The organism is Pseudomonas sp. MF06569 (assembly GCF_059862735.1).
This window is the reverse complement of record NZ_JCBCUZ010000002.1, coordinates 57,616-74,927: the sequence shown is the minus strand read 5'-3', so window position 1 is coordinate 74,927 and position 17,312 is coordinate 57,616. Positions and strand designations below refer to the sequence as shown.

Genomic DNA, 17,312 nt, shown 5'->3' with positions numbered 1-17,312 from the left:
AGATAACCATGTCCTGGATCATTCTGTTTTTCGCCGGCCTGTTTGAAGTTGGCTGGGCCGTCGGCCTGAAATACACCGAAGGCTTTACCCGCCCGCTACCTACAACCCTGACCGTCGGCGCCATGATTATCAGCCTTGGCTTGCTGGGCCTGGCCATGAAAGAACTGCCACTGGGCACTGCCTACGCAATCTGGACGGGTGTAGGCGCAGTCGGTACGGTCATCGCAGGAATCATCCTGTTTGGTGAATCGATGGCGCTGTTCCGACTGGCCAGTGTTGCACTGATCATTGCCGGCCTGGTTGGCCTCAAGATCAGCGCATAACGCAATAAACGGTGGGAGCGGGCTTGCTCGCGATAGCAATCGACGCGGTTTTACTGACAAACCGCAGCGCCTGCATCGCGAGCAAGCCCGCTCCCACATTTGTATTCCCTATTTGACCGCCCCGCGCAACGCAATCACCCGCTCACGCAACAGTTTTTGCGTGGCGTCACCGGGCGCTATCGGTGCACCGGCAACCAGCGTTACCCGCGACCACAGTCGATGGAAAAACCCCTTGTTCGGGTCGCGACTGAAAAAGCTGCCCCACAACCCCTGCAACGCCATCGGAATCACCGGCACCGGCGTGCGCTCCAGAATGAGCTTCACTCCCGCCTTGAATTCATTAATCTGCCCATCCGTAGTGAGTTTGCCCTCAGGGAAGATGCACACCAGTTCGCCATCGTTCAGATATTGGGCAATCTTGTCGAACGCCTTCTCATAAATAGCTTCGTCTTCAGCACGCCCGGCAATGGGAATCGTGCCTGCAGTGCGGAAGATAAAGTTGAGCACCGGCAGATTGTAGATTTTGTAATACATCACAAAGCGAATTGGACGACGTACCGCCCCGCCTATCAGCAAGGCATCTACAAATGACACATGGTTGCAGACCAACAATGCCGCCCCCTCATCGGGGATCAGTTCCAGATGTTTGTGCTGCACGCGGTACATGGAGTGGCTCAACAGCCAGATCATGAAACGCATGCTGAATTCAGGAACGATTTTGAAAATGTAAGTGTTGACCGCGATATTCATCAACGACACCACGAGAAACAACTCGGGAATCGTCAGCTTGGCCACACTGAGCAACAGGATGGTGACGAGCGCCGACACCACCATAAACAGCGCATTGAGAATGTTGTTGGCGGCAATGACCCGCGCCCGCTCACTTTCCGAGGTGCGCGACTGAATCAGTGCGTACAGCGGCACTATATAGAAACCACCAAACACCCCCAGCCCGAGAATATCGAACAGCACCCACCAGGCCTGGCTGAACCCCAGCACGCCCAGCCAATCGTTGGCCTGAATGTTTTGCGGCATCTGCCCCGAATGCCACCACAGCAGCAGGCCGAAGACTGTCAGGCCAAATGAGCCAAAGGGCACCAGACCAATCTCGACCTTGCGCCCCGACAGTTTCTCGCACAGCAGCGATCCCAGAGCGATGCCCACCGAGAACACCGTGAGGATCAGCGTCACCACGGTCTCATCGCCATACAGCCAGTCTTTGGCATAGGCCGGGATCTGCGTCAGGTAAATCGCACCGACAAACCAGAACCACGAGTTACCCACTACAGAACGCGACACGGCTGGGGTCTGATTTAGCCCCATGCGCAACGTCGCCCATGATTCGCTGAAGATATTCCAGTTCAGCCGCAGTTGTGGTGTATCCGCCGGCGCGGGCGGAATACCGCGGCTGGCCACATAGCCCAGCACCGCCACGGCAATGATCACCCCTGAAACAACCACGGTGTAATTGCTCGACGACAGCATGATCCCCGCCCCTATGGTGCCCGCCAGAATCGACAGAAAAGTGCCCATCTCGACCAGGCCATTCCCCCCGACCAACTCTTCTTCACGCAGGGTTTGCGGCAGGATCGAATACTTCACAGGTCCGAACAGTGCCGAATGTGTGCCCATCGCAAACAGGGCAATCAGCATCAGGACCAGATGATCGAAGGCAAACCCTATGGCCGCGACGATCATGATCCCGATCTCACCCAACTTGATCAGACGAATCAGGCGGTCCTTGGGGTATTTTTCACCGAACTGGCCAGCCAGCGCCGAGAACAGAAAAAACGGCACGATAAAGAGCAGCGCACAGAGGTTGACCCAAATTCCCCGATCACCCTCGATATTCAACTTATAAAGGATGGCCAGAATCAGGGATTGCTTGAACAGGTTGTCATTGAGAGCGCCCAGGGACTGGGTCACGAAGAAAGGCAGGAAGCGGCGCTTGCTTAGCAAACTGAATTGCGAAGGGTGGCTCATCGTCCATGTACTCACGTTGCGCTGATAGGCTTTCTCTTTGGAGGGCCGTTGTAACACTCAGGACACAACCTTGCTCGGGTTCTGTTTGCGGCTACACCTTTTTCAGCGTTTCCCCACAGAACCCGAGCACACGTTTTACTTCTTCAAGCCTGCAATACACGGCGACACAAATAGCTCACCACGATAAGCGCCTTGCACCGTGCGAGTCCCTACCAGCAGCCACATCAGCGCCAGCGCTACCACCAGCACACAACCGGCCACATCAAAGAAGGTCAGCTGCAACATGCTGCCCAGACGCAAGGTGGCCAGCGAGTACACGCCCAGCGGGAAGGTAAAGCCCCACCAGCCCAGATTGAACGGGATACCCGAGCGGAAGTAACGAATCGTGATCAGCGCCGCGATAACGATCCACCACAAGCCAACGCCCCACAAAATAACCCCGGAGATCAGCCCCAGACCTTCCGCGATTTCACCGATCCGCGCCAGGCCATGGGCGGCAAAAATCGCCGGAGCATCGGCCCCCAGCAGCAACAGGCCCAGGGCGCCGGTGCCAATGGGCCCCAAAGCCAGCCAGCTGGAAGCCGCCATGCTTTCGTGGGGCAACTTATGCAGCGCCATGCGCAGGATCAAAATGGTCAAAATACTGAACGCCACCGGCACCGAAAATGCCCACAGCACATAGCTGGTAATCAGCACGTGGAACTGCGCGGCGGTATCCGTCAGATAGGGCGCCAACAGCCCGCCACTGGCCGCCGCGACCTCTGCTGCGACTACCGGCAACAGCCAGACAGCGGTCATCTGGTCGATGCTGTGATCCTGGCGGGTAAACATCAGATAAGGGATCAGCACGCCGCAGCCCAGCGCCATGGCCACATCAATCCACCACAGCACCTCGGCCACCTGCACCATCTCGCTGCCCCAGCGCGGCACGCCGAACACCAGAAAGCCGTTAATGATGGTCGCCAGGCCCATAGGGATGGTGCCGAAGAACATCGACACCGTGGAGTGCCCGAAAATACGTCGCGCCTCGTCGAAGTAAAGCATCCAGCGCGCGCCATACAGCACGCTGAACAGAATGAACAAACCGATATTGAACAGCCATAGCCCCTCGGCAAAGGCACGCAGGCCAGGGATATGCACCGGCAACTGGGCCAGGGCCAACGCCAACACCCCCGTCCCCATGGTCGCGGCAAACCAGTTCGGGGTGAACTGGCGGATCACTTCGCGAGGGTGCTGCAAGTGGCTGAATGGCCGAAAACCGGCATTGGCTTTGTTAGGGCAAGTCATGGGTTCCTCCTGTTCCTCAAGTGAGGTAGGACTAGAGTAGAACCAAATCGAATATCTATATAACGGGTAATTTCTCTAACTGTTATCTACTTTACAGATATGGCACGACTTGCACAGTTCAAGGATTCGGACCCGCTATTGCTCCTTGCGACGCGCCAGGCCGGACACGATGACCACAAACAACAGGCTGAACACCCACCCCGCCAAAATCTCAAGCCACATGACGAACCGCACAAACCGTTTAAGGGAAAAAATACCCAATATCTCCTCGCCGACATTCGCCTTGGGGGTTTCGATCAAGGGCGCCCAGTCTTTCTCTTGATGCAGATCCACCAAGGGGAGCAACAGATCAAGAGAAAACGCTACGGGGCTGAAACCTGTGTACTCCTGGGGCAGAGCGTTGCACAGATACCAATTGCCGGTTCCGGGAGCAGGCTCGAAGGTTTTATCGCTGGAAGGCTGACACGTCATGTAAGCCTGATTTTGAAAAATCAACGGGTCGCTAGGGGCAAATACTGCGCCTTGGTTGGCGGCGTACCAGTAGAGCACAGTTGTCAGCAGCCATACCCCCAAGAACCACGACACCAATTGCATAGGGCGATAGCCGTAGCCGATCAATTTGCCATAGCTAATATGCAAAGCATTCGCGACGGCCCAATTGAGGCCGCGACGCACAGGGTTCCACGTTGCAGGAGTCAAACCTATCTGGCCGCATTTTGCGCGATGGCGCTCGTATTCAATGCCGATTTCGCGGGACTCTTCGACTCGGCCCATACTCTCTAGAACAGATTTAAGTTGCTGCCAGGGCTGAGGAACAAATACTTTTGACTCGGGAAGCGTTTGAGCTTCGTCATCCGGAAATAGGGAGCATTGTTTTTCCAGCCACTTGACACGATCTCCCACCGTCATCGTGTTATGGACATCCAAAAAATCATAAACAAACCCATTCAGTATCAAGTGCCGTCCCCATGACGTGGCATCGTCATGCAAAGAGGTAACGCGCGCGCCCGCCAATGACACTTTACTCAAAGGCTTTTTAATATTAAAAATAATTAAAGCCCCCTGCAACTGAAGCTTGTTTGCATAAAAAGAGCCTATGTATTCAGCCCCCATAAAACTGAGATCATTATCAAGTTTTGCCGATACAAAGCTGACTCGGCCTTTAGCATAAAACCCGCGATTAAGAAAAACCGTACCCGTCACACGCACATTATCTGCTGACAAGCTTGTTTTATTGTCACCAGAGAATTTAGCCCCAGTGCAACTCAACTGCCCTTGGATATCCGCTCCGCGCAACGACACACGCCCTTCAGATTTGAATCCTTTACCCATAAAAAAAGTGCCATTCAATGCCAGTCTATCCGCGATAAACGCAACATCACTCTGATAACTAAGCGTGGCCCCATCCAGAGAGAACTGCACTTTTACCGCGGCCGCAACAAACGAAACTTTCCCACTTGATGTAAAACCTTCTGTTAAAAATACGCCGCCACCCACTTTAATATTACCTGCATTCAATGATTCCCCGGCATTCAAAAAGTGCCCAGCCCGGCAATTAAATTGTCCGCCTATCTCAGTACTAAGGAAATTTACCAATCCATCCGCCCTGAAACCGTCAGTCAGATAAACGCTACCTTGAATCTTGGCGTCGACTGCAGAAATGGACAATCCAGAGCTGCCATTGATGACTGAACCGGAAAAACTTAATGCGCCGCCTACAAAAGAATTGTCCAAATTAATTGAATTATGAACCACTGTTTTTCGTGCATGAAAATCGCCCGCCACCGATATTCCGCGCCCACTGATTCCTTTAATCTTGGAGCCTGCAAGGTCTATGGATCGGCTAAAATTCGCCCCTGAGAAAAGTGCAACCTTATTCAAGGTGCAGTGCTTCAAATTGAAAATGGTGTCTAACACAGTAGATCTTAAATCCAGTGTGCCTAAAACAATTGCCTTGCTTAGCTGAACACCGTTTTCATGAATCGCAACGCGGTCATCACCACCCAGCAAGAGAAAACGTAAGAATTCAGCACGCACTTTATTATCATCGCTCGCCTCTTCAGGGCACTCAATCTGCCCCTGTGCAACCACCCCTTTCCTGCACGCGGTCAACAACGCCCGCTCCAACTTGAACAGCGGCTCAAAATCACTCAACGAACGCCCAACAGCTCTCACATGCACTTCCTTATATTGGCCCTCCCAGCACACCGCAGGGAGCTTCCTGGATGCTGGGCATTTTAGGTTAGCGGCCAATTGCCATCAAACCTTGACAGTGGCCACACGTCAGACACTATCTCCTGCGACACCTGACCACGCTCAGACCATGGTCGACACTGACGCGCTCCGAACATCATGCGAGACTAGGTTCCCGCAGCCGGATTGCTCGGGTCTTACACGTTCAGGAGTGTTCATGTCGTTGTCCAGCGGGCTTATCGCCGCCGTCGCCCTCGCCTATATGGCCATCATGTTCGCCATTGCCTTTTACGGTGACCGGCGCAGCAAACCGCTGCCGCCGCGGGTTCGCGCGTGGGTGTATAGCCTGTCGCTGGCCGTGTACTGCACCAGCTGGACCTTCTTCGGCGCCGTTGGTCAGGCTGCCGAGCAGCTTTGGGCGTTCTTGCCGATTTACCTGGGACCTGTGCTGCTACTGGTATGCGCGCCCTGGGTACTGCAAAAGATGGTGATGATCAGCAAGCAGGAGAACATCACTTCGATTGCCGACTTTATCGCCGCCCGCTACGGCAAATCCCAGTCGCTGGCGATTGTGGTGGCACTGATCTGCCTGGTGGGAGTGCTGCCTTATATCGCCCTGCAACTCAAAGGTATTGTGCTCGGGGTTAACCTGCTGATCGGGGCTGGCGCCGACGCCACCGGCTCCCGGGTCGAGGACACGGCACTGATCGTGACGCTGGTGCTGGCGCTGTTCACTATCTTGTTTGGCACGCGCAACCTCGACGCCACAGAACACCACCGGGGCATGGTGTTGGCCATTGCCTTTGAGTCGCTGGTCAAACTGTTCGCCTTTCTCGCGGTAGGCGCCTTTGTGACTTATGGCTTGTATGACGGTTTCGACGACCTGTTCAACCAGGCCATGCTAGCGCCGCGACTTGAGCAGTACTGGAAGGAAACCATCAATTGGCCTTCGATGGTGGTCCAGACCGGCGTGGCCATGATGGCGATCATTTGCCTGCCCCGACAGTTCCACGTCACGGTGGTTGAAAACATCGAGCCCCAAGACCTGCAACTGGCCAAATGGGTGTTTCCGGCCTACCTGATTCTCGCCGGCCTGTTCGTGGTGCCGATTGCCCTGGCCGGGCAAATGCTGCTGCCCAGCTCAGTATTGCCCGACTCGTTCGTGATCAGCCTGCCGCTGGCTCAAGCTCACCCGGCACTGGCATTGCTGGCATTTATTGGCGGGGCATCGGCTGCTACCGGCATGGTGATCGTTGCCAGTGTCGCGCTGTCGACCATGGTCTCCAACGACATGCTCCTGCCGTGGCTACTGCGACACAAAAACGCCGAGCGTCCGTTCGAAGTGTTCCGCCACTGGATGCTCTCGGTCCGGCGCGTATCGATTGTGGTGATTTTACTGTTGGCCTATGTCAGCTACCGCTTGCTGGGTTCGACCGCCAGTCTTGCCACCATTGGCCAGATCGCTTTCGCTGCCGTCACTCAACTGGCCCCGGCCATGCTCGGCGCCCTGTACTGGAAGCAAGCCAACCGCCGGGGCGTTTTTGCCGGACTGGCCACAGGCACCTTTATCTGGTTTTACACCCTGGTGCTGCCGATCATCGCCCACAGCTTTGGCTGGCACCTGAGCCACTTCCCGGGGCTGGCGTGGCTGCACAGCAACCCGCTGGGCCTGTCCATCACCCCGCTGACCCAAGGCGTGGTGCTGTCGCTGGCCGGCAACTTCACCCTATTCGCCTGGGTCTCGGTGCTGTCGCGCACCCGGGTGTCAGAGCACTGGCAGGCCGGGCGTTTTATCGGCCAGGAGTTGAGCAGCCACCCCAGTGGCCGCTCCATGCTCTCGGTACAGGTCAACGACCTGCTCGCCCTCGCGGCACGCTTTGTCGGCGAAGAACGCGCCCACCAGAGCTTTATTCGCTTCGCGTACCGTCAGGGCAAGGGCTTCAACCCCAACCAAAACGCCAACGGCGAGTGGATCGCTCACACTGAACGGCTGCTGGCCGGGGTACTTGGCGCGTCATCTACTCGCGCGGTCGTAAAAGCGGCCATTGAAGGCCGGGAAATGCAACTGGAGGACGTGGTACGCATTGCCGATGAAGCTTCGGAAGTGCTGCAGTTCAACCGCGCGCTGCTTCAGGGCGCGATTGAAAACATTACTCAGGGCATCAGCGTGGTCGACCAGTCACTCAAACTGGTGGCCTGGAATCGCCGCTATCTTGAGCTGTTCGACTACCCCGACGGGTTAATCAGCGTAGGCCGCCCGATTGCAGACATCATTCGTCACAATGCAGAACGGGGCCTGTGCGGCCCCGGCGAAGCTGAAGTTCATGTGGCCCGCCGCCTGCACTGGATGCGTCAGGGTCGGGCGCACACGTCTGAACGCCTGTTTCCCAATGGCCGTGTGATTGAACTGATCGGCAACCCCATGCCGGGCGGCGGTTTCGTGATGAGTTTTACCGACATCACCGCGTTCCGCGAAGCCGAACAGGCCCTGACCGAGGCCAATGAGGGCCTGGAGCAAAGGGTGGCCGAGCGAACATTTGAACTGTCGCAGTTGAATCAGGCGCTGATCGAAGCCAAAGGCGTGGCCGAAACTGCCAGCCAGTCCAAAACCCGGTTCCTGGCTGCCGTCAGCCATGACCTGATGCAGCCGATGAACGCCGCACGACTGTTCTCGGCCGCCCTCTCTCATCAGGAAGATGGCTTGAGCGCGGATGCCCAAAAGCTGGTGCAGCATCTGGACAGTTCATTGCGCTCCGCAGAAGACCTGATCAGCGACCTGCTGGACATTTCGCGCCTGGAAAACGGCAAGATCACCCCCGACATCAAGCCTTTCGCCATTAACGATCTGTTTGAAACCCTGGGCAATGAGTTCACCGCCCAGGCACAGGAACAGGGCTTGAACTTCAGAGTTCGCGGCAGCCGTGTGCGGATCAACAGCGACATCAAATTACTGCGCCGCATCTTGCAGAACTTTCTGACAAACGCCTTTCGCTACGCCAAAGGTCCTGTGTTGCTTGGCGTACGGCGACGCGGCGGCGAACTGTGCCTTGAGGTGTGGGACCGAGGACCGGGCATCCCGGCAGACAAACTGCAGGTCATTTTTGAAGAGTTCAAACGCCTCGACAGCCACCAGACCCGTGCCGAAAAAGGCCTGGGCCTGGGCCTGGCGATTGCCGACGGCTTGTGCCAGGTGCTCGGCCACACCCTGCAAGTACGCTCATGGCCCGGTTTTGGCAGCGTGTTCAGCGTCCGCGTACCGATGGCGAAGAGCCAGGCCTCACCGCAGCCCGTCGTCGTCGAGCAGAATGGCCAACCTCTGACAGGCGCCCAGGTGCTGTGTATCGATAATGAAGACAGCATCCTGATCGGCATGCAGAGCTTGCTTACTCGATGGGGCTGCCGTGTCTGGACCGCACGCAACCGCGAAGAGTGCGCGGCACTGCTTAACGAGGGCGTGCGCCCGCAACTGGTATTGGTTGACTACCACCTGGATGACGGCGAGGTCGGTACAGAACTGATGGGCTGGCTGCGGGCACAATTGGGCGAACCAGTGCCCGGCGTGGTGATCAGTGCCGATGGCCGCCCTGAGATGATTGCCGAGGTGCATGCAGCAGGCCTTGAATACCTGCCCAAGCCGGTAAAGCCTGCGGTTCTAAGAGCATTGCTGAGCAGGCATGTGCCGCTCTGACAGAAAGGGCGCTTGCCTTACTCCGCAGGATGCGCCACGCCATCAGCGTCGGTCATGGCTCGCTCCAGCAAGTCGGCAGGCAAGCTTTTACTGGCCCGTGCGCCCAGCAGCCTGAGCTGCTCGCTGCGACTGACCAGATTGCCTCGCCCTTCAGTCAGCTTGTTTCGTGCTGAACTGTAGGCTTTGTCCAACTGCTGAAGGCGATTGCCTACCTCATCCAGATCCTGAATAAACAATACGAATTTGTCGTACAGCCAACCGGCGCGCTCGGCAATTTCACGGGCATTCTGGCCTTGACGCTCCTGCTTCCAGAGGCTGTCGATCACTCGCAAGGTGGCAAGCAGCGTGGTGGGGCTGACGATCACGATATGACGATCAAAAGCTTCCTGGAACAGGTTCGGCTCGGCTTGCAACGCCGCCGAAAATGCCGCCTCGATCGGTACGAACAACAAGACGAAATCCAGACTGTGGAGCCCTTCCAGACGCTTGTAGTCTTTGCCGGCCAGACCCTTTACATGATTGCGCAGCGACAGCACGTGCTGCTTGAGTGCTGCCTGCCCAATCACGTCGTCATCTGCAGCTACATATTGTTGATACGCCGTCAGGCTGACCTTGGAGTCGACTACAACCTGTTTGTCACCCGGCAACATGATCAGCACATCTGGCTGGAAACGCTCGCCGTCGGGGCCTTTGAGGCTCACCTGAGTCTGATATTCACGACCTTTCTCAAGCCCTGCGTGCTCCAGCACCCGCTCCAGAATCAACTCACCCCAGTTTCCCTGGGTTTTCTGGCCTTTCAGGGCGCGAGTCAGGTTGGTCGCCTCATCACTCAATCGCAGGTTCAGTTGCTGCAAGCGCTCCAGCTCTTTGCCGAGGGAGAAACGCTCTCGCGATTCCTGCTGATAACTCTCTTCAACGCGCTTTTCAAACGACTGGATGCGCTCTTTCAGCGGATCGAGCAGTTGTCCAAGGCGTTCATTACTCGTTTCCGCAAAACGCTGCTCGCGCTCATCGAAGATCTTGCCCGCCAGTTCGGCAAATTGAGCCCGCAGCTCATCGCGTGAACCCTGCAGGTCATTGAGTCGCTGCTGATGGCTGTCTTGCTGCTCGCGCAACTCGGCAGCCAGCGCAGACGCATGGGCATCCAGGCGACGCAGTTCGACTTCTTTTTGATTGCGCTCCAGGTTCCAGGCGTGGGCTGCATCGCGCCCGTTATCGCGCTCAACCTGCAACAACTCGACCTCTCGACGCAGCGCGGCCAGCTCTGCCTGCTTGGCTGCATTGGCCTGCCCAAGATCACTGACCTCATCGCGACAGGCATCCAGTTGGGCACTCAGGCCTTCCTGTGCCAGCTGAGCCGTACTCAAGCGCTCACCGAGCAACGCAAGCTCAGCATGATGACCGCTGGCGCGGCGTTGCAACTGCCAGACAAGCGCCAGCAATGGCACACCTGCTACTGCCAAGCCAAGCAACAGACTGCTCAGATCCAGGGCCATAACCCCTCCACGCGAGGTAAAAGAGCAAGGGTACTCAACAGACGGCACCGAAGACAGTTCAGTCTTCGGTCTTGTTCAATTCCTGCTGTGCCAGACGATCGCCAGCACGGGCGGCCTGACGCAACAATTCATGGCCGATACGCTGATCACGGGCGCTGCCGCATTCACGGCACATCAATTGCCCCAATCGGCTCTGCGCCAGCACGACACCCTGGCGCGCAGGTTGTTTGAGCAAATGTCCGGCAACGTGCTGGATGCTGGGGTTGGCACCCAGACGCGGGTTATCCAGCAACCAGATAGCCACCCGCAAAGAAAAGCGCTTGGGGGCATCATTGGAGGTATTTGAGCGAGTAACAGAGGAAGTAGCTGTGCGGAACTTCATACGACACTGTGGGCAGAACAGAAGGCGCGCCACTCTACTCCTTTTTTTCTTTGGGTAAAGTCGAAAAAGGTCTACACCCTTGATCTAGAGCAAGCGCTCGGGACAATCCACAGATCCTGTGGATAAGTCAGTGGACAACCCAAGTTCAACCCCCGCAAAGGCCCACCCTACGGGGCCTCGGGTCAAACTGTCGATTTTTTCACCAATTAAAAAAAACGATGTTTTTCATTGACTTAAATTTACCAGACAGGCTAGGAGGACGAACACACGGGTATCTGCGCTGATTTTGCCCGCAGCACTGCAAATGTGCACAAGTTCACATTCACAGCAGGAATTCGGGCCTTTTAAGAGCACAACCTGTAGGCCAGCGCACCGCGACAGAGCGATGTTGTGCAGATATTTGGGCAAATATCCAAGCTTTACGCCCCCAGGAAAACGCCTAGAAATGTACTACTACCAGACAAAAACGCTACCTGATCACGCTGCGGCCAGATGATTTATCCCATCTTGAATCAAGGCTACAGAAAGTATTTTTTCTAGCACACTTGCGTTTAACATTTCAAGCCGTTAGTATCCGCAGCGTTAGTACCAAGCTGAAAGTCAATTCGGGCCGAACAAATCCTCCCAGCCACCTTGCGTAAAGCAAAGCAGCGCTGACAAAACGGGATCGACCCCCTAGATGGTTTCCAGGTAAAACTTGCGACGATACGGCCTTTGCACAAACGCACAGGGTATCGCGAAGTTCTTTTACTCTGACCGAACCAACCTGCAAATTGATCAGGATCTTCACCCGGAGCACGGAACCTTAGCTCCAGTTGTGATTGCCTGCCCTCCTAAGTACCTACCTGCCAGCCCAAGCGCCACATAATTAATGCGCTCCAACTGGCGGCTTTGTTCCAGTCAGGTTCTTCGTCCAGCCAAAGAATGGCTCGACGTCACTGGAACGTTTTAACGCAGCACGGATCTGAATCCGTGTCATTTGTAGGAACACCTAATAACTATGTCTACTCAAATCCATACTCAGGATGCCATTCGCACCCTAACCAACGCCTTTGCCCCAATGAACTGCCTGATTATGGCCGCTCGCAAAGGATGCTTCAGCTTCACCCTGGTCAACGAACACGGCATCGCGCGTCACAGCGAGCGCCTGTACCCTGACCAATACTCCAGCGCAGAACCCCTGCAAGCTGTGATCGAGCGTACTCGTCAGGCCCTTATCGCCTGAAAGCTTGAGCGTTACACAACAAGCCCTGCCTGATCCGCAGGGCTTTTTGTTGCCTTCTATTTAAGAAACATTCGGCATCGCTTAAGTCCTTGTGGATATATAGCCAACGACCCGAAGCTTTAAATGTTTTAAAAACAGGCCGTTACAGCAAAGATATGACACTACACTTCAACTTGAGCGGTACGTTCCGCTTCCAGCGAACCCTTTCGATTCACAGCTGCCAAGCCATGGGGTATCGCTGGTCATTTCGGGCCTCGAGGACTTTATGGGTATCGCCGCCAGGGAATTGAGCCATTACGTGATTCGACCAACGCTTCTGTATCTGGGGCAGGACAACCCGGATGCAGAAGCTTTGTTGCTGGGTATTGCAGCCAGCCAGTCAAATTTAGGCTCGGCCCTGCATGATCGTCATGGTCACGGGCTCTACTGCATACGCGAACCTCGCCATGCCGCTTTGTGGGATCAGTACCTGGCCCACGACCCGGACCTGGCGAGCCTGGTGCGCGGACTGGCCAGTCAGCATGCATTCCTGTGCAGCCCTCACCTGGAGCTCACGGTTAATTTGCGGTATGCCACAGCCATTGCCTGGCTACTGATCGAACAGCAAAAAATAGCCATCCCCCCAGCCGATGACCTGCTGGGCATGGCAAGAATTTGGCGCCAAGCCTTTGAACCACATGGACGTTTGCGAGATTTCGCCCATGCTTGGCGTACCTGCGTTTCACCTCTCAACCAAGTGGCTTGAGATTTCCATCACTTGCAATAATCTGCAAAAAGCCTGAAACCGGTCGGATTGTCCTACAAAACATCGCTATCTTCTGCGATTTAGCCTATAGCGCTTCAACAAAAATGTTGGTAGTTTTCGTCCGGTGATCATAAGGAGTTCTAATAATGAAAAAAGTAATGCTCAAGACCACACTTGGCCTCGCTGTCACTTTGGCTTCCAGCCAGATTTTCGCTAGTGGCTTCGCACTTAACGAACAAAGCGTAAGCGGTATGGGGACCGGTTTCGCAGGTCGTTCATCTTCTGCCGACGATGCAAGCACCGTTTTTGGTAACCCTGCCGGTATGTCCCGCCTGAGCGGCCAGCAAGTGACTGGCGGTATCGCCGTGATCGACGCTTCGACCGATATCAAGGATGCCCGAGGCAGTATCTCCGGCACCAATAAAGGCGACATGGTTCCGTTCACCGCGGTGCCTATGGGTTTTTACACTAACAAGCTCAACGACGAGTGGGCTGTAGGCTTCGGTGTTTATGCACCTTTCGGCCTCGTAACAGACTACGAAAGCAGCTTCCAGGGCCGCGGCTTTGGCAGCAAAAGCGAAGTTAAGGTTGTTACCCTGCAACCAACCGTGAGCTATGCCTTCAATGATCGCGTGTCGATTGGTTTCGGTCCGACCATCAACCGCATCGCCGGTACGCTTGAGTCAGAAGTCAGACTGACCCCCAACCCACTGGCCGGGGCAGGCGACAGCAATGTAAAAATCAAGGGTGACGATACCGCGCTAGGTTTCAATGCCGGCATCCTGGTACAAGCCACTGATACCACGCGCGTTGGTTTGACTTATCATTCCAAGGTCAAATACAAACTCGAAGGTCACACTAACGTCACAGCCAGCAGCGACCCGTTCACTGCCGCACGCCTGAAAAGCAACCGCTATGACGCCACACTGAAAATCGACACGCCTGAATCCTGGGATCTGTCGGTTACTCAAGAGATCAATGATGCATGGAAGGTCTATGCAGGTAGTACATGGACTCGCTGGAGCCGCCTGAAAGACATCACCGTCCAGAACGAGGGCGTTACTGCTGCTGCCGGTGGTGGTGCAGCCCCAGCTCTTTTCTCCACGATTAAAGAAGAGCAGAACTGGCACGATACTTGGGCATACGCCATCGGTACCTCGTACCAGCTGAACAAGCAATGGGTACTGCGTACTGGCCTGACCTGGGATCAGTCGCCTACCAACAATGAAAATCGCTCGCCTCGTATCCCTACCGGCGACCGTACGATTTTCAGCTTGGGCGCCGGTTATGCCGTCAATGACAACCTGAGCATTGACGTGGCTTACTCCTACCTCAAGGAAGAGTCGGTCAAGGTGGATGATGCCAAACCTCAGATCGGTAGCTACTACAGCTCCAAATATGAAAACAGCGCAAACGGCTTTGCAGTAGGCGCAACCTACAAGTTCTGATTCACTGCGAGGCCAACCGCCTCGCCCGCTGAATCAAAAAAATCCCCGCTCTCGTTACCGAGGCGGGGATTTTTAATGGGTGCGTTTCAGGGCTTTGAAGCAATGGCCTTATCGATCGCCTCTATCAATTCAGGGCTATCGGGCTTGGTGAGGCTGGAGAAGCTGGCAATCACATTGCCCTGACGATCAACCACGTATTTATAGAAGTTCCATTTTGGCGCGCTGCTCTGTTCTGCCAACACCTTGAACAAGTGCGTCGCATCAGGCCCACGCACATGCTGCGGATCGATCATGGTGAAAGTCACACCGTAATTGACGTAACACACCTTGGCCGTCTCTTCGCCATCTTTGGATTCCTGCTTGAAGTCATCCGACGGCACACCAATCAACTCCAGCCCCTGGCCCTTGTAGCGCTGGTTCAGCGCCTCAAGCCCCTTGAACTGTGGCGCAAAGCCGCAAAAGCTCGCCGTATTGACGATCAACAGTGGTTTACCGGCAAAGCGCTGGCACAGATCAATCGACTCCTTGGCCCGCAATTTAGGCAGCGTGCCTTCCAGCAAGGGTGGACAGTCCGCCGCCCAAACCGTACCGGCGCAGGCTAACAGCAGTACAGGCATCGCAATCCAGCGCTTAAGCATCATCGGTGTCCTTGAAAAAGAGGCAGGCTCAGAACTTACTCACCCGAGGCCGCACTAGCAAGCGCCCATGCCCAACTGCATTAACGCCAATCCGCCTTGATGCCAGCCCCACCAGATCAGGGCCAGCAACAACACTCCAGTACTGGCTGCGCCGAGCCATATCCAGGTCGAATTCACCCCATACTCCCCTGCGCCTGCAAGCGGGCCACCGGGCGCTCGCGCACCGGCCAGTTCAAGGCCGCCGCCAACAGACTTAACAAGATCGAGACCTGCCAGATCAGATCGTAACTACCTGTCTGATCATAGACCACACCTCCCATCCAGCCGCCCAGGAATGCTCCGAGCTGATGGAAGAGAAATACGATCCCGCCCAGCATCGACAAGTTACGCACACCAAACATGGTTGCCACCGTGCCATTGGTCAGCGGCACGGTCGACAGCCACAAAAAGCCCATGACCATGCCAAACAGATACGCACTGAACTGCGTCACTGGCGCCCACAGGAACAACCCGATCACCACCGCCCGGGCCAGGTACAAAGCCGTCAATAAACGGGGCTTGGACATGCGCCCGCCGAGCCAACCGGCGGTGTAGGTACCAAAAATATTGAACAGGCCAATCAGCGCCAGCACCGTCGTACCCACTGTCGCGGGGAGATGCTGATCCACCAGATATGCCGGCAAGTGGATGCCAATGAAGACCACCTGAAAGCCGCAGACAAAGAACCCGAACGCCAATAGCCAGAAGCCCGAGTGCGAACACGCCTCACGCAATGCGTCCTTGAGGGTTTGCTCCCCTCCCAGATTGGGTAGCGGCCGATCCTTGAGCATGCTGACCAATGGCACAATCAGCGCCACCAGCACACCCAACACCAACAGCGCGGTCGACCAACCGAGCCAGCCAATCAGCCCCAAAGTACCTGGCAGCATCGCGAACTGACCAAAAGACCCCGCCGCACTGGCAATCCCCATGCCCATGCTGCGTTTTTCTGCGGGCAAGGCGCGCCCGACGACACCCAGGATTACCGAGAACGAAGTACCGGACAGACCGATCCCGATCAGCAGTCCCGCGCTCAGCGACAGTGACAGCGGCGAATCCGACAGCCCCATCAGCAGTAGCCCCACCGCATACAACACACCCCCGACTATCACTACCCTGGCCGCGCCAAAGCGGTCTGCCAGTGCCCCGGTAAAAGGCTGAGCCAGGCCCCAGATCAGGTTCTGCAAGGCAATGGCAAAGGCAAACACCTCACGCCCCCAGCCAAATTGCGCGCTCATGGGAGGCAGAAACAGCCCGAACCCATGCCTTACGCCCAAAGACAGGGCCAGGATAAGCGCACTGCCAAGAAGGACCCATCCACTGTTGCGCCACACCGATGTCATTGTTGTTCTCCGGGAGCGGGTATATACCCTTTTATAATCGAGCGACTGAACTCTAGTCAGTGCCTGCCAACTCATCCAATAGCTGTAACAGTTGTGCGCGCTTGGCTTCACCCAAACGATCCATCAAGCGCTGCTGAGCGTCCTCCCAGGCGGGCAAGGCAGCCTTCAAGCACTCGTCCCCTGCCGGAGTCAGACAAACCAGACGATTACGCTGATCAGCCCCCTCCATCAGTTTCAACAGACCAGCGCCCTCAAGCACCCGCACGTTACGCCCCAACGTACTGCGATCCAGCCCCATGGCTTCTGCCAGGCTGGAAATGCTGGGTTGATCGAGCCGCTTGAGATTACACAGCAAAGAATACTGGGCGACGTTGATCCCGAAGCCGTCGAGAGCGCCGTCGTAATGCCTGCTCACGCCACGCGCAGCACGTCGCAGATTGGTGCATAAACACTGAGTTGGTAACATTTTATATGTATATACCCGCAATAAAACAGAATCAAGATTTATCTCGGAGCGATCAA

At 55.9% G+C, this 17,312-nt stretch carries 14 protein-coding genes; 5 read left to right on the top strand and 9 right to left on the bottom strand.

Annotated features, from left to right (window positions below; all coding sequences use genetic code 11):
* Nucleotides 1-8 precede the first annotated feature (8 nt).
* Complete coding sequence (gene sugE, locus AC19YQ_RS02675; RefSeq protein ID WP_133075723.1) at nucleotides 9-323, top strand: quaternary ammonium compound efflux SMR transporter SugE; 315 nt, start codon at nucleotides 9-11, stop codon at nucleotides 321-323.
* A gap of 108 nt (nucleotides 324-431) precedes the next feature.
* On the opposite strand, the gene AC19YQ_RS02670 is transcribed toward sugE, so the two are convergent.
* The 3 genes from AC19YQ_RS02670 to AC19YQ_RS02660 form a co-directional block, all read right to left on the bottom strand.
* On the bottom strand, nucleotides 432-2,306 hold the full coding sequence (locus AC19YQ_RS02670; protein WP_500594530.1) for an MFS transporter: 1,875 nt from the start codon (nucleotides 2,304-2,306) through the stop codon (nucleotides 432-434).
* Nucleotides 2,307-2,441: 135 nt separating this feature from the next.
* Complete coding sequence (locus AC19YQ_RS02665) at nucleotides 2,442-3,593, bottom strand: TDT family transporter (protein ID WP_326425639.1); 1,152 nt, start codon at nucleotides 3,591-3,593, stop codon at nucleotides 2,442-2,444.
* A 135-nt stretch (nucleotides 3,594-3,728) separates the two neighbouring features.
* A complete protein-coding gene (locus AC19YQ_RS02660; RefSeq protein WP_500594529.1) occupies nucleotides 3,729-5,768 on the bottom strand; it encodes a membrane-associated oxidoreductase in 2,040 nt (679 codons plus the stop codon).
* 235 nt (nucleotides 5,769-6,003) lie between these two features.
* Between AC19YQ_RS02660 and AC19YQ_RS02655 the strand changes: the two genes are divergently transcribed.
* Nucleotides 6,004-9,474: a hybrid sensor histidine kinase/response regulator gene (locus AC19YQ_RS02655; protein ID WP_500594528.1), complete on the top strand. Its 3,471-nt coding sequence runs from the start codon at nucleotides 6,004-6,006 to the stop codon at nucleotides 9,472-9,474.
* A 17-nt stretch (nucleotides 9,475-9,491) separates the two neighbouring features.
* Here AC19YQ_RS02655 and AC19YQ_RS02650 read toward each other — a convergent pair whose 3' ends face one another.
* Nucleotides 9,492-10,856, bottom strand: coding sequence for a DNA recombination protein RmuC (locus AC19YQ_RS02650; protein WP_500594633.1), 1,365 nt, complete (start codon nucleotides 10,854-10,856; stop codon nucleotides 9,492-9,494).
* Nucleotides 10,857-11,028: 172 nt separating this feature from the next.
* Complete coding sequence (locus AC19YQ_RS02645) at nucleotides 11,029-11,352, bottom strand: SEL1-like repeat protein (protein ID WP_133075728.1); 324 nt, start codon at nucleotides 11,350-11,352, stop codon at nucleotides 11,029-11,031.
* Nucleotides 11,353-12,352: 1,000 nt separating this feature from the next.
* On the opposite strand from AC19YQ_RS02645, the gene AC19YQ_RS02640 reads away from it, so the two are divergent.
* The 3 genes from AC19YQ_RS02640 to AC19YQ_RS02630 all read left to right on the top strand — a co-directional run bounded on the left by AC19YQ_RS02640 (nucleotide 12,353) and on the right by AC19YQ_RS02630 (nucleotide 14,770).
* Complete coding sequence (locus AC19YQ_RS02640) at nucleotides 12,353-12,577, top strand: hypothetical protein (protein WP_019407963.1); 225 nt, start codon at nucleotides 12,353-12,355, stop codon at nucleotides 12,575-12,577.
* A gap of 265 nt (nucleotides 12,578-12,842) precedes the next feature.
* On the top strand, nucleotides 12,843-13,322 hold the full coding sequence (locus AC19YQ_RS02635) for a hypothetical protein (RefSeq protein ID WP_500594527.1): 480 nt from the start codon (nucleotides 12,843-12,845) through the stop codon (nucleotides 13,320-13,322).
* Between the two features lie 146 nt (nucleotides 13,323-13,468).
* On the top strand, nucleotides 13,469-14,770 hold the full coding sequence (locus AC19YQ_RS02630) for an OmpP1/FadL family transporter (protein ID WP_133075730.1): 1,302 nt from the start codon (nucleotides 13,469-13,471) through the stop codon (nucleotides 14,768-14,770).
* Nucleotides 14,771-14,856: 86 nt separating this feature from the next.
* Here AC19YQ_RS02630 and AC19YQ_RS02625 read toward each other — a convergent pair whose 3' ends face one another.
* From AC19YQ_RS02625 to AC19YQ_RS02610, 4 genes are read right to left on the bottom strand one after another with little or no spacing between them, the layout of a single operon-like run.
* Nucleotides 14,857-15,408: a glutathione peroxidase gene (locus AC19YQ_RS02625; protein ID WP_219260710.1), complete on the bottom strand. Its 552-nt coding sequence runs from the start codon at nucleotides 15,406-15,408 to the stop codon at nucleotides 14,857-14,859.
* A 54-nt stretch (nucleotides 15,409-15,462) separates the two neighbouring features.
* A complete protein-coding gene (locus AC19YQ_RS02620; protein WP_257622754.1) occupies nucleotides 15,463-15,585 on the bottom strand; it encodes a hypothetical protein in 123 nt (40 codons plus the stop codon).
* A complete protein-coding gene (locus AC19YQ_RS02615) occupies nucleotides 15,582-16,790 on the bottom strand; it encodes an MFS transporter (protein ID WP_133075732.1) in 1,209 nt (402 codons plus the stop codon). Before AC19YQ_RS02615 ends, AC19YQ_RS02620 begins: the two co-directional genes overlap by 4 nt.
* A gap of 52 nt (nucleotides 16,791-16,842) precedes the next feature.
* Nucleotides 16,843-17,256: a MarR family winged helix-turn-helix transcriptional regulator gene (locus AC19YQ_RS02610; protein ID WP_133075733.1), complete on the bottom strand. Its 414-nt coding sequence runs from the start codon at nucleotides 17,254-17,256 to the stop codon at nucleotides 16,843-16,845.
* Nucleotides 17,257-17,312: the final 56 nt, after the last annotated feature.

Bases quoted from the DNA above. Each gene is read 5' to 3' on its own strand.
- sugE (WP_133075723.1), top strand. From the start codon at position 9: ATGTCCTGGATCATTCTGTTTTTCGCCGGCCTGTTTGAAGTTGGCTGG.
- AC19YQ_RS02670 (WP_500594530.1), bottom strand. From the start codon at position 2,306: ATGAGCCACCCTTCGCAATTCAGTTTGCTAAGCAAGCGCCGCTTCCTG.
- AC19YQ_RS02665 (WP_326425639.1), bottom strand. From the start codon at position 3,593: ATGACTTGCCCTAACAAAGCCAATGCCGGTTTTCGGCCATTCAGCCAC.
- AC19YQ_RS02655 (WP_500594528.1), top strand. From the start codon at position 6,004: ATGTCGTTGTCCAGCGGGCTTATCGCCGCCGTCGCCCTCGCCTATATG.
- AC19YQ_RS02645 (WP_133075728.1), bottom strand. From the start codon at position 11,352: ATGAAGTTCCGCACAGCTACTTCCTCTGTTACTCGCTCAAATACCTCC.
- AC19YQ_RS02640 (WP_019407963.1), top strand. From the start codon at position 12,353: ATGTCTACTCAAATCCATACTCAGGATGCCATTCGCACCCTAACCAAC.
- AC19YQ_RS02635 (WP_500594527.1), top strand. From the start codon at position 12,843: ATGGGTATCGCCGCCAGGGAATTGAGCCATTACGTGATTCGACCAACG.
- AC19YQ_RS02630 (WP_133075730.1), top strand. From the start codon at position 13,469: ATGAAAAAAGTAATGCTCAAGACCACACTTGGCCTCGCTGTCACTTTG.
- AC19YQ_RS02625 (WP_219260710.1), bottom strand. From the start codon at position 15,408: ATGCTTAAGCGCTGGATTGCGATGCCTGTACTGCTGTTAGCCTGCGCC.
- AC19YQ_RS02615 (WP_133075732.1), bottom strand. From the start codon at position 16,790: ATGACATCGGTGTGGCGCAACAGTGGATGGGTCCTTCTTGGCAGTGCG.
- AC19YQ_RS02610 (WP_133075733.1), bottom strand. From the start codon at position 17,256: ATGTTACCAACTCAGTGTTTATGCACCAATCTGCGACGTGCTGCGCGT.